This is a genomic window from Candidatus Nanopelagicales bacterium, assembly GCA_041393815.1.
Classification (GTDB): domain Bacteria; phylum Actinomycetota; class Actinomycetes; order S36-B12; family JAWKJK01; genus JAWKJK01.
In genome coordinates this window covers 1-11738 of sequence record JAWKJK010000005.1, presented here as the reverse complement: position 1 = coordinate 11738, position 11738 = coordinate 1, and the positions used below count along the sequence as shown (strand labels likewise).

Annotated in this window: 15 protein-coding genes; 10 read left to right on the top strand and 5 right to left on the bottom strand. The window is 72.6% G+C overall.

The annotated features are described in order from the left end of the window. Positions 1–17 precede the first annotated feature (17 nt). Positions 18–2459 carry a LuxR C-terminal-related transcriptional regulator gene (locus tag R2737_14075; protein MEZ5117386.1) on the top strand — a complete coding sequence of 814 codons (2442 nt, stop codon included), beginning with the start codon at positions 18–20 and terminating at the stop codon, positions 2457–2459. An 81-nt stretch (positions 2460–2540) separates the two neighbouring features. Here R2737_14075 and R2737_14070 read toward each other — a convergent pair whose 3' ends face one another. Next, the gene (locus tag R2737_14070) at positions 2541–3251 is read right to left on the bottom strand and encodes a helix-turn-helix domain-containing protein (GenBank protein MEZ5117385.1); all 711 of its coding nucleotides are present in this window, start codon (positions 3249–3251) and stop codon (positions 2541–2543) included. A 168-nt stretch (positions 3252–3419) separates the two neighbouring features. Here R2737_14070 and R2737_14065 point away from each other — a divergent pair, with 168 nt between their 5' ends. The 8 genes from R2737_14065 to R2737_14030 all read left to right on the top strand — a co-directional run bounded on the left by R2737_14065 (position 3420) and on the right by R2737_14030 (position 7963). After that, positions 3420–4139, top strand: coding sequence for an MIP/aquaporin family protein (locus R2737_14065; protein ID MEZ5117384.1), 720 nt, complete (start codon positions 3420–3422; stop codon positions 4137–4139). Continuing rightward, positions 4123–4788 carry an arsenate reductase ArsC gene (locus tag R2737_14060; GenBank protein ID MEZ5117383.1) on the top strand — a complete coding sequence of 222 codons (666 nt, stop codon included), beginning with the start codon at positions 4123–4125 and terminating at the stop codon, positions 4786–4788. Before R2737_14065 ends, R2737_14060 begins: the two co-directional genes overlap by 17 nt. Before the next feature lie 64 nt (positions 4789–4852). Continuing rightward, positions 4853–5245 (top strand): arsenate reductase ArsC, encoded by a 393-nt coding sequence (locus tag R2737_14055; protein ID MEZ5117382.1) that lies wholly within the window; start codon positions 4853–4855, stop codon positions 5243–5245. Between the two features lie 111 nt (positions 5246–5356). Continuing rightward, positions 5357–5668 (top strand): metalloregulator ArsR/SmtB family transcription factor, encoded by a 312-nt coding sequence (locus R2737_14050; protein ID MEZ5117381.1) that lies wholly within the window; start codon positions 5357–5359, stop codon positions 5666–5668. Positions 5669–5678: 10 nt separating this feature from the next. Beyond that, the gene (locus R2737_14045; GenBank protein MEZ5117380.1) at positions 5679–6734 is read left to right on the top strand and encodes a permease; all 1056 of its coding nucleotides are present in this window, start codon (positions 5679–5681) and stop codon (positions 6732–6734) included. Positions 6735–6776: 42 nt separating this feature from the next. Next, positions 6777–7016, top strand: coding sequence for a thioredoxin family protein (locus R2737_14040; GenBank protein MEZ5117379.1), 240 nt, complete (start codon positions 6777–6779; stop codon positions 7014–7016). A 240-nt stretch (positions 7017–7256) separates the two neighbouring features. After that, the gene (locus R2737_14035) at positions 7257–7472 is read left to right on the top strand and encodes a hypothetical protein (GenBank protein MEZ5117378.1); all 216 of its coding nucleotides are present in this window, start codon (positions 7257–7259) and stop codon (positions 7470–7472) included. A gap of 71 nt (positions 7473–7543) precedes the next feature. Continuing rightward, on the top strand, positions 7544–7963 hold the full coding sequence (locus R2737_14030) for an OsmC family protein (protein MEZ5117377.1): 420 nt from the start codon (positions 7544–7546) through the stop codon (positions 7961–7963). A 102-nt stretch (positions 7964–8065) separates the two neighbouring features. Here the strand turns inward: R2737_14030 and R2737_14025 are convergent, their stop codons facing one another. Both R2737_14025 and R2737_14020 read right to left on the bottom strand, forming a co-directional pair. Then, positions 8066–8593, bottom strand: coding sequence for a hypothetical protein (locus R2737_14025; GenBank protein ID MEZ5117376.1), 528 nt, complete (start codon positions 8591–8593; stop codon positions 8066–8068). 74 nt (positions 8594–8667) lie between these two features. Continuing rightward, positions 8668–9225 carry a hypothetical protein gene (locus R2737_14020; GenBank protein ID MEZ5117375.1) on the bottom strand — a complete coding sequence of 186 codons (558 nt, stop codon included), beginning with the start codon at positions 9223–9225 and terminating at the stop codon, positions 8668–8670. A gap of 243 nt (positions 9226–9468) precedes the next feature. Between R2737_14020 and R2737_14015 the strand changes: the two genes are divergently transcribed. Further along, positions 9469–10596, top strand: a complete 1128-nt coding sequence (locus tag R2737_14015; GenBank protein ID MEZ5117374.1) for a CoA transferase — start codon at positions 9469–9471, stop codon at positions 10594–10596. 66 nt (positions 10597–10662) lie between these two features. Here R2737_14015 and R2737_14010 read toward each other — a convergent pair whose 3' ends face one another. Beyond that, positions 10663–11274, bottom strand: a complete 612-nt coding sequence (locus R2737_14010; protein MEZ5117373.1) for a DinB family protein — start codon at positions 11272–11274, stop codon at positions 10663–10665. Between the two features lie 83 nt (positions 11275–11357). Then, positions 11358–11738, bottom strand: a 381-nt coding sequence (locus R2737_14005; protein MEZ5117372.1) for an HNH endonuclease signature motif containing protein, incomplete at its 5' end; no start/stop codon positions are given.

Below are 11738 nucleotides of genomic sequence, written 5' to 3'. Positions count from 1 at the left end.
CCCGTGGAGGCGTCTGTGTGCTCAGTGCGCCGCCGGGCTACGGGCGGCGCACGCTCGTCGAGGAGGCCACGGCGGGTCAGGCCGTGGTCGTCGAGCTCCCGGCCGAGGACCTGGACCTGGCCGGATGGCGTCGCCTGGTGGCCCGCGCGACCGGCGTCCGCGCCGAGGCCGAGGACCTCGCCGACCTGCTGCCGCAGAAGGCACCGTGGCTCGCGGTCCTCGACCTGGACCCTGCCCGCCATGGTCCGGCCGTGGCCGACCTCCGCTCCTGGTCACCCCACGGCCCGGCCGGGCAGCGGATCGCCATCACGACCACCGAGAACCTGGGTCGCGACTTCTCCCAGGTGCGCCTCGCGGGACGACTCGTGGAGCTGAATGCGGACTCGCTCGCCTTCGACGGCGACGAGAGCCTGGCCCTGCTGCGTGCGCTCGCTCCCGCACTCGAGCCGGCGCTGGCGGTCGAGGTGGCGAGGCTCTGCGACGGCTGGGCGGCCGCCCTCGTCGAGACCGCCCGCTTCCACGGGCTGCACCCGGACGCTGACCTCCTCGGCTGGCTGCGGACCCACGGCGCCGACCGACTGCTGGGCCCCTGGCTGGACGTCCAGCCCGCTGCGGTGCGGGAGATGCTGCTGGACACAGCGGTCCTCGACCGGCTGGAGCCCGGCCTGGTGGATGCCGTGACGCAGGCATCGACGGGTTCCCTCCTCGCGATGGTGGCCACGCCCGGCGGTCCGGTGCGGGCTGCACCGACGGCCGAGGGTGCCTGGTTCGACCGGCACCCCCTGCTGACCTGCCTGGTGCGCTACCTGGCCTCGGGGCGACCGGGTGAGCAGGCCCGTCACCGCCGGGCGGCGGACTGGTTCCGGGACCACGGGGATCCAGCCGACGAGCTGGCCCATCGGCTCTTCGCCGGAGACGCCGATCAGGTCGCGGACCGCTTCCATGCGGTCGAGAGCGAGCTGATGGCGACCGGCCGGGCGCCACTGGCCCTGCAGTGGTACGAGACGCTGCCGGATCGGCGCCAGGCCGCCGAGAACCTGCTGCGGGAGGGCTGGGCCTTCGCCCTGTCGGGACGGATCCCGGAGGCCGAGGCGTCCCTGGATCGGCTCCGCTCCTCATTCGACGGTTGGACCCCGCCGTCCGCCACGACGCATCCGCCCATGCTGAGCCTGGACGCCGAGACCCAGACTCTGCGGGCGTGGCTGGCCGAGTACCGCGGTGATCTCCCGCGCATGGTCGATGCGGCGACGCGCGCACGGGAGCTGTTCGGGGAGGCGTGGTCGACCTCGACGGCCACCCAGGTGGCGGTGCTCGTGCTGGCCCGCGGACTGGCGCTCCAGGGCGACCTGAACGCGGCTCGGGACCTCCTGGCGTCGGTGCGTGACAGTCCGTTCACGCTGGCCGTCAGCGAGGGTCGCAGGGCCGCGACCGAGGCGATGCTGGCGTGGCAGTGGGGGGATGTGCACGAGGCCCGCGTGTGGGCGGCGCGCCACGACCGATGGGTGCGCGGCCAGGACCCGGGTCGCGCCGGCCGCCGATTCCAGTCCGGTGTCACCGGGCTGCTGTGCCTGGCCGAGTCGGGCCAGCCGCGCGAGGCTGCGCGGGGCGTCGTCGCGGCCGCGTCGAGGGCGGAGGGTGGTTCGCTCACCGACCTGGTCCTGGCCCGCGTCGCCGCGGCCGACGTGCTGGAGAGCGTCCTCGAGGTCGAGGCGGCGCTGCGCCAGGTCGCTCTCGCCCGCGCCGCGGTCCTGGACCGCGCGCCGCGCGGAGGGTTGCTCCCCGTCCTAGCCCTGACCGAGGCCCGGCTCCGGCTCACCTCCGGCGACGGGGTCCGGGCGGCGCGCGCGATCCCGGTGCTGCCGGCCGGGGTGCCCCGAAGGCTGCTGCACGCTCGTCTCGCGCTCCTGCGCAACACCCCGGGGGCGGTCGCCCTCGTGCGGGACATCGAGCCGTCGACCCCTCGGCAGCAGGTGGAGCACGAGCTGCTCGGGGCGATGGCGTACCAGAAGGGCTCGCGGCAGCGCGCCGAGCAGCATCTCGTCCGGGCCGCGGACATCGCGGACCGGCGCGGCCTGACGCGCTACCTGGTCACGTGTCCGGACGACCTCGTGGAGTTCGCCCGCCGCGTGGGCACCCACTACGTGCACGACCCGCTGCTGGCTGCGGTCGACGTCGCGTACCAGGCCCGGGCCGCGCACGGCGAGCGCAGGTCGCCTTCCCGCCCCGCGACCACGGAGTCCGCCCCGGCCCCGGTCGGCGTCTCCCTGACACGCGGGGACCTGCAGCTGCTGACGCTGCTTCCGACCCGGGCCGGCAACCGGGAGCTCGGGGATCAGCTCGGGGTGTCGGTCAACACCATCAAGACCCGCCTGCGCCGGCTGTACGCCAAGCTCGGCGTGCACGACCGGGACGAGGCGGTGGCACGGGCCACCAAGCTGGGGCTGATCCCCCGTTCCTAACTGCCGTGCGAGTCCAGGGATGCGTCAGCCACGCTGCCCCCGATGGGCGCGCCCGCGAGGGCCGCCGCGGGACGGGCCCCCTTACGTCCGGGCGCGGACTCCTCGGCGGGCCCGCCCAGCGCGGTGGAGCACGGTCGGTGCTGTCCGGCCTACCCGAGTCCGGAGGTCCTCGACGGTGGCGGTGAAGGCGGCGTCAGTGTCGCCGATGGCGGGATCCGGCACCGACCAGTGCAGTCGCGGGTTGGCGAGGTCGCCGAGCTCCTCGTTGACCGCGTCACACACCGAGATGACGAGGTCGTCGTCGAGCAGTACGTCGTCCAACGGCTTCGGGGTCGTGGTTGCCAGGGTCAGGCCGGCGCGGCGGGCCGCGGTCCGGGCGCGCGGATTCACCCGGTGTGCCGGCAGAGTGCCGGCGGACGCGGCGGGCACGTCGCTGACGGTGCTCCAGATCGCTTCGGCGAGGACGGACCTCGCGGAGTTCTGCGTGCAGACGAACACGACCCGAGGGACGACACTGACAGGCGCCTGCGCGGGCAGCAGCCCTTCGAGTGTGTCGAGTTCGAGGTGGAGGTAGGCGCGCCGCCGGTCGTGCTGGGAGTGGTGACGCGACACGATGTCGGCGTTGCGCAGGGTCTTGAGGTGGTGAGCGAGCAGGTTGCTGGGCACCTTCAGCGCGACGGCGAGGGCGTCCGGGGACAGGTCCTGCACCGCGAGCAGGTCGACGATCGCCAGCCGGGTCGGGTCGGCCAGCGCATGGAAGACCGCCACACGCTGCTCCAGCTGAGCGTCCACCGCCAGGTCACCTCACGTTCACTCAACAGCAACTGCCTCAATGCTGGTTGAGATGAAGGGCGGCGTCAAGTACGCTCCGGCGCACCGCACCACGCTGGAGGACGAGCCCGCCATGCCGCACCGCACCCTCGGCAGCCCGCTCAACGCGACCGACGAGGCCGGGGCCTGATGACCGGGCATCCGCTGGCGCGGCGGCTTGCGGCGGAGTTCCTGGGCACCGGACTGCTCGTCACGATCGTGGTCGGGTCCGGGATCATGGGGACGAACCTGACCGACAACCTCGCGATCGTGTTGCTGGTCAACGCGCTCGCGACCGTCGCCGGTCTCGGGGTGCTGATCTGGACCATGGGCCCGATCTCCGGCGCCCACTTCAACCCCGCCGTCACCGGCGTCGCCGTCGTCCGCAGGGAGATGCCCCCGGTCGAGGCGCTCGGCTACGTCGGGTCGCAGATCGCCGGTGCAGTCGCGGGTGTCGCCGTCGCGAACGTGATGTTCGGGCTGCCCGCATGGCAGGCGTCCACGCACGTGCGCTCAGGTGCCGGCATCTGGCTGGGCGAGGTCGTCGCCACCTCCGGCCTGCTCTGGATCATCGGCGCGTTGACGCGCACCGGGCGGGGGGCGCTGGGGCCGGTGCTGGTGGCGGCGTGGATCGGCTCGGCGTACTTCTTCACCTCCTCCACCTCGTTCGCTAACCCGGCGGTGACGATCGGCCGGTCGCTGACCGACACGTTCGCCGGCATCGCGCCTGCGTCGGTGCCGGCGTTCATCGCCTTCCAGCTCCTCGGCGCCGCGGCGGGGGCCGTGCTGACCGAGGTCTTCCATCCGCGGCCGGGCGTGGTGCCCGAGCCGCTCGACCTGCCGGAGGCGGTCCATGACCAGTCCCGATGACGCGCGGCGCCGCGAGCTGGAGACCCACCTCGCGCTGAGGAAGGTCACCGCCGACCTGGCGTACCGCTACGACGGCGTCTTCTCCCGGGAGACCGTCGAGCAGGTAGTGCAGGAGTCCTACGACCAGCTCGCGGCGTCGGCCACCGTCCGGACCCACCTGCCGATGCTGACCGAGCGGTTCTCCCGCGACCGGTTGCTGGCGGTCGCCCAGGCCGAGGGCAAGGTCGCGAAGGCCACACCGGAGGTGCTGTTCATCTGCGTCCACAATGCGGGTCGATCCCAGATGGCGGCTGCGTGGATGCACCACCTGTCCGGCGGGCGGGTCCACGTACGGTCCGCCGGGTCCCAGCCCGGCGACCAGGTCAGCCCGGTGGCCACCCAGGCCATGGCAGAGGTCGGCGTCGACCTGGTCGAGGCGTTCCCCAAGCCGCTCACCGACGACGTGGTGCGGGCAGCCGACGTCATCATCACGATGGGCTGCGGAGACGCCTGTCCGGTCTACCCCGGTAAGCGGTACCTGGACTGGGACCTGGCCGACCCCGCCGGCCTGCCGCTGGAGCAGGTGCGCCCGATCCGAGACGACATCCGCCGCCGGGTCTACGGCCTGCTCGCCGAGCTGGCACCCACGGCCCCCGCCGTCGCCGGCTAGACACGACCGACCGACCGTCGTCACCACAAACGAAGGGCAGCTCCCGTTGAGTACCAGGCCGTCCGTGCTGTTCGTCTGTGTCCACAACGCCGGCCGCTCGCAGATGGCCGCCGCCTACCTCCAGCACCTGGCCGGCGATCGGATCGAGGTCCGCTCGGCCGGCTCGGCGCCCGCCGACCGGGTCAACCCCGCCGCGGTGGCCGTGATGCTCGAGGAGGGCATCGACATGTCGGCCGAGCAGCCCAAGATCCTCACGGACCAGGCCGTCGAGGCCTCCGACGTCGTCATCACCATGGGCTGCGGCGACACCTGCCCGTACTACCCCGGCACTCGATACGAGGACTGGGTCCTCGACGACCCCGCCGGGCAGGGCGTCGACGCCGTGAGACCGATCCGCGACGAGATCCGCAGCCGCGTCGAGGCCCTGATCGCCCACCTCGCCCCCGCGGACGCGTGACGACGGGCCGACTCCGACGCCCGCGCTACAAGCATCCCGTGGTTCGAGAGACCGGGCGGATGGGTCGTTCGCCCCTCCCGTCGCCCTGGCCGGGTGGCCGATGCTTCAAGCGTGGCTGGATCAAGCACCGTTGAACTGTCGGGTGACCAGGGCGACGCCGTCGGTCTGCTCGCCGTGCTCGCGGATCCCGTCCGCTGGTCGGTCCTGTCCCGGCTGGGCGGCGGCACCACGTGCGTGTGCGAACTGCAGGAGCAGATCCCGGTCGCCGCGAACCTGCTCAGTTACCACCTGAAGGTGCTCCGCGAGGCGGGCCTGGTGACCGCGGCGAAGCGGGGCCGCTGGGTCGACTACACCCTCGCCGACGACGCCGGGGACCGCATGCGCGCGGCGCTTCCGGGTGCCCTGATGGCCGTGTCGTCGTGACGGTGTCGCCGTGAGCCTGCTCGACCGGGTCCGCCCGACCAGCCCGACCCGGCGCTGGCTCACCCTCGCCGCCGCCGGCCTCGTCTGGGTCGCGCTGTACCGTCTCAACGAGCCGTTCTGGGACTGGCTGCTCGTCGACCGCATCGGCCTGGACCCCGCCAGCGGGCTCGGCTCGGCCCTGCTGTTCTTCTTCGCCGACACCGTCAAGATCGTCCTGCTGCTCGTGGCGATCATCTTCGTGGTCACCGTGCTGCGCTCGTACATGTCGCTGGAACGCACCCGCGCCCTGCTCGGCGGGAAGAGGGAGGGCCTCGGCAACGTCCTGGCCGCCGCCCTGGGGGTCGTGACGCCCTTCTGCTCCTGCTCCGCGGTGCCGGCGTTCATCGGGTTCGTCGCCGCCGGCGTGCCCCTCGGGGTGACGATGTCGTTCCTCATCGCCTCCCCGCTGGTCAACGAGATCGCCATCGGGCTGCTGTTCGGCATGTTCGGCCTCGGCCCGACCCTGCTCTACGTGGCCGCCGGCATGACCGTGGCCATCGTCGCCGGCTGGGTCATCGGCCGGCTCCGGCTGGAGCGCTGGGTGGAGCCCTTCGTCTTCGAGACGCGACTGCGCGGCGAGGTCGTCGACACCACCGCCGGACTGTCGTTCGACGACCGGCTCCGGATGGGCGCCGAGGAGGTCGCCACCATCCTGCGCAAGATCTGGCCGTACCTGCTGGTGGGCATCGGCCTCGGGGCCGCCATCCACGGCTGGGTCCCGACCGACTTCTTCACGACGTACGCCAGCCCCACCAACCCCTTCGGTGTCGTCGTCGCGGTGCTGCTCGGCATCCCGCTGTACTCCAACGCCGCGGGTGTCATGCCGCTCGTGCAGTCCCTCCACGAGGCCGGACTGCCCATGGGCACCCTGCTCGCCTTCATGATGAGCGTGGTCGCCCTGTCGCTGCCGGAGATGATCCTGCTGCGCCGCGTCCTCAAGCTGCCGCTCATCGCCACCTTCGCCCTCGTCGTCGGCACCGCCATCGTCGCCGTCGGCTACCTGTTCAACGTCGTCCTCGCCACCTGACCGGACGGCCCACCCCGCCTCACAACCAGAAGGGAGCCCGACGTGATCATCAAGGTGCTCGGCCCCGGGTGCGCCAACTGCCAGAACCTCGAGAAGGCCACCCGGCAGGCCGTCGACGAGCTCGGCCTCGACGCCACGATCGAGAAGGTCACCGACTACGCCGACATCGCCGCCTACGGCGTCATGTCCACGCCCGGCCTTGTCGTCGACGACGAGGTCGTGCTCACCGGTCGTGTGCCGACCGCCGCGCAGGTCCGCGACCTGCTCGCCGCTCGAGGCTGACCTGTGTTCCCTCCGGGGAACCGGCCCCTTGACGCGACCCTGAGGCCTGCCCTCTGTCCGCCGTCGTCGCGCGTACGGGCTGCGCTGCACGGGGCCTCCCCGGCTGTTGCTGGATCTCGTCGGCCGAGTATCGAGCCGTCCCGCACCCGGTGTATCCCACGGGACGCCCGGCCCTGAGCGTGGGCGCGACACCCTCCGCGGAAGGATGGGATCATCCTGCCGACGAGAGGTGGTGGAGCCATGGCGACCGAGGACAGCGCCACCTACCAGAAGCGCGGCGGACGCGACCTGCTGTGGGGCACCGTCTTCCTGCTCTGTGCCGCGGTGGGGCTCGTCCTCACGATCCTCTGGGCGTCCGAGTGGTGGCACTGGCTCAGCGGTCTCGTCGCGACGCTCGTCCTGCTCGGCGTCGGCGTGGTGTACGTCCGGCGCGGCCGCGAGGCCCGCGGCCGTTAGGAATCGCGCTCCATCGGGTCCGGATCGGACCCCGGGTGTCGGCGTGCTGCGGCGCATGCCAGGGTGCGGCCATGGCTGATCACCACAGGACCGTGACCATCGAGCGGCTCGAGAAGGGAAGCTACGTCGCACGCAACGAGCGCGGAGCGACCCTGCGCTTCGGGGCCGCGGGCGCGGACGCGTTCACGCCCACCGAGCTTCTGCTCGTCGCCATCGCCGGGTGCACCGGGGCGGACGTCGACTACATCACGTCCAAGCGCGCCGAGCCGGTCGTGTTCGTCGTCACCGGGGAGGGCGACAAGGTGCGCGACGAGGAGGGCAACCGGATGGAGAACCTGCGGGTGACGTTCACCGTGGAGTTCCCCGCCGGCGAGGAAGGCGACGCCGCCCGCGCCGTTCTCCCGGACGCGATGAAGAAGTCGCACGACCGGCTGTGCACGGTGAGCCGCACGATCGAACGGGGCACCCCGATCTGGTCCGTGACCGGCTGAGCCGACCTCGCCCTGCGTCGAGTGCTCGCGCGTGGGGGTTCCAGGACCGTCCCGGAACCCCCACCGGCGAGCACTCGACGAGTGTGGGCCCCCGTCAGGGGCTCAGGTCGTCTTCAGCTGCAGCGCCTTGTCGCCGCGGTTGTAGACGCCGATCAGGCCGGGGTCACCGTCGCCGCACAGGTCGGTGCCGGCGCGGCACGGGCCCATCTCCAGGCCGTAGTAGAAGGTGCCCTTGCGCCCGAACTCGGCGCGCAGGGTAAACCCGCCGCTCTTGCGGACCGTGGTGCAGACGCCCTCCATGTACTGCCACGGCCAGGCGCCGCCGGCCAGCGGCTTGGTGTTGTACCGGGTCAGGCAGACGACGTTGTCGCCCTTGGTCCAGTCCTTCAGCGCCTTCATCGCGGCCGAGGACAACGTGCCGGTGAACAGCGCCGTCTCCCCGGAGGGCACGGCCTTCTTGTTCACCTTCATGCAGGCGTAGTTCCCGCCGTAGACCCACTCCGAGCACACGCTCGACGAGGGGGTGGGCAAGTTGTTGGCCGCCGGCGCGAGGGCCTGGGCGGGAGCGGTGAGGACGGCGGTGACGACGGCGACGGCCGCGGCGGTCGCCAGCAGGGTGAGTCGACGCATGTCCGCACTGTGGCACCGGGGACAGCCTCGTTGCGCGGCGAGCGGCTGACGACCCGAGGCAGCGCGTGGTCCGTCTACTCCACGGCGGGCAACACCACCGACATGAGCTTGTCACGGCCGTCGAGGAACTGCTCGTTGGCCGTGCTGCGCGCCCGCTTCGCCGCCGTGGCGTCGGTCTTGTACGCGCCGATGCTGGCGGAGGCGAGGTTGGCGGCCGCGGACTCCAGTTCCAGGCCGGCCTTCATGGTCAGGGTCTTCACGCCCTTCTTCATCAGCGCGATGCCGGCGACGATGACGCTCCGCTGAGACGGCAGCATGCTGATCAGCCGAGCCTGCGCCGAGGTGAGCCGCTTGGTCAGCTGGTCGTTCTGCCCGAGCCGCCAGGTGCTGATCCCCATCCGGTTCCCGCTGGCCATCAGTTGCAGCTGCTTGCGCAGGCGGACCGAGTTCGCGTCGGTGCGGCCGATGACCGGGGCCATGTTGGCGGCGATCCGCTTCAGCGACTCGGCGAAGTGGTCGAAGTTCTCCAGCTGCTTGCCGAACGCGGCCACCTCCTTGGTCACGGCGGCCTCGTACGGAGACACGTCCTGCGCGGACGCGGCGGTCAGGCCGGCGAGCCCGGGCAGGAGCAACAGTCCGAGTACGGCTGCGGCCAGCCGGATCCGCGGTCGCGGTGCACGGCAGGGAGCGGGTAGGGACGACGACATGGGGCACCCCCTGGTCCAGGGCGGTCCGGACCCGAGCCGGGACCGCTTCCAGCCCCAGCGTCGACCCGGGCGGTCCCGGTCGTCAGGGTCGGATGGCACGGGGTCCCTCGTCCTCGGGGATGAGCCCCTGCACCCGTCGAACGGCGGGGCACGCGGGATGCTGGGCCCGTGGACGAGGAGCTCCCGCTCGCGGGCCTGTCGGTGGTGGACCTGACGTCGAACATCGCCGCCCCATGGGCTGCGGCGGTGCTGGCCGACCTCGGCGCGGACGTGGTGCACGTGGAGCCGCCCGGCGGCGACGACGCGCGGCGGATGGCGCCCGCGGCGGGTGACGGGTCGGCGTACTTCCACGTCGTGAACCGCAACAAGACCGGGGTCCGGCTGGACCTGCGCACGCAGTCCGGGCGCGCCGCGCTGGACGCCTTGCTGGCGGACGCCGACGTGTTCGTCTGCAACCTGCGGCCGGCGAAGCTGGTCCGGTACGGGCTGGATGCGGAGGCGCTGTCCGATCGCTTCCCGCGGCTGGTGCACGCCACGCTGTCCGGGTACGGCGACGGGGGTGTGGACCGGGACCGCGCCGGGTACGACGCGGTGCTGCAGGCACGGACCGGGGTTGCGGGAGTGACCGGCGAGGCGGACGGCCCACCGGTGCGGGCGGGGGTGTCGGTGCTGGACGTCGGTGCCGGAACCTGGCTGGCGCTGGGCGTGCTGGCCGCGCTGCTGCGCCGCGAGCGCACCGGGCGCGGTGGTGCGGTGGCGACGTCGCTGTTCGAGACCGGTGCGACCTGGGTCTCGTACCACGTCGTCGCCCACCAGCTCACCGGCGCGGAGTCCGGTCGGTTCGGCAGCGGGCATCCCGCGTTCTCGCCGTACGGGATCTTCGCGGCCGCGGACGGCGACGTGTGCATCGGAGTGGGTGGCGACGCGGGGTTCGCGGCGCTCTGCACGGCGCTGCGGGCACCGGAGCTGCTGTCGGACGCGCGGTACGCCAGCACCACCGACCGGGTGGCCCATGACGCGGAGCTGCGGGCGGACCTGGAGCGGATCCTCGGTGCGCTGCCGGCGGCGGAGGTGGTGTCCAGGCTGACGGCGCACGGGGTGCCGGCGGACCGGGTGCAGCTGCCGGAGGACCTGCTGGCGGATCCGCAGGCGGCGGCGCTGGGGGTGTTGCAGGGTCTGGAGGTGGCGCCGGGCCGCGAGGTGCTGGTGCCCGGGCTGCCGCTGACGCTCGACGGCGCGCGGCCGGGGGTGCGGCGTCCCGCTCCCGGCCTCGGTGAGTCGGTCCCGCGGGAGTGATCGGCGCGGTCGTCGTGCAGGTCGGACGTCGGCGTCGAGGCGTCGGCGTGCGGTCGTGGCCGGTGCCTACGGCTCCGGGGGCCAGGGCGGGTCCTCGCCGACCAGACCGTCGACTGACTCGCGGATCAGGTCCGCGTGGCCCACATGGCGCGCGTACTCCTCGATCAGGTCGGCAAGCATGCGTCGCAGGCTGGGCGCCCGCCCGTCCGGCCACGCGCGTCGGGCGCGGAAGTCGAGGCCGCCCTCGTCGAGCGCCTGCTGGATCAGGAGGCGGGATCGGTCGACGGCGTCCTGCCACAGCTCGCGTAGCTCGTCCGGGTCGTCATCGGCGGCGGAGTGCCATTCCCAGTCGGGGTCGGAGTCCCAGTCGGCATTCAGCCACAGCGGTTGTCGTTCGTTGCCGTGCAGTCGCCAGGAGAACCAGTCGTCCTCCACCAGCGCGAGGTGCTTGATTAGTCCGCCGAGGGTGATGGTGGAGACGCCGACGGTGGCGCGCATCCCCTCGGGACCGAGACCGCCGCACTTCCAGGCCAGCGTCGCTCGTTGACGGTCCAGGGAGCCGAGGAGTGTCGCCGTCTCGTCCCCCGCCATCGGTGGCTCTGGCCGCTGTGGCAGGTCGCGCTGCTCGGGTCGTGCGTGGGCACCGCCGGGCTCGAGCTCGGGCTCTGACTCGGTCACGCGCCGACCCTAGGAGCGCGGGGCAGCGACGTGCCAGACAACGAGCGGATCCCTGCGACCGGGACAGGCCTGCAGGCCCATGGTCAGGCGGCGAGGTGTGCGCCGAGCCAGGTCTCGAGTGCGCTGACTGTCGGGTCAGTAGTGCCCTCGTCGGGCGGCGGGGGTCCGGTGTCCCAGATCGGATCGGGGGGTGTGGGGTAGGTGTGGCCGGTGGGGCTGGTCCATCTGATCTGCCCGCTGTCCGGGTCGGGGGCCGCGGACCAGCCGGTGTGGGTCTTGATCCGGTGATGCCGTCGGCAGGCCGGGTGCAGGTTGCCCGCCGTGGTGTTCGCCCCGTCGTAGGTGGCCGCGTGGTCGAGGTCGGTGTGGACCGAGGGGATGGTGCAGCCGGGGAAGGTGCAGGTGGTGTCCCTGGCGGTGACCAGTTCGCGCAGCCGGTCGCTGGGCCGGTAGCGGGTGGCGCC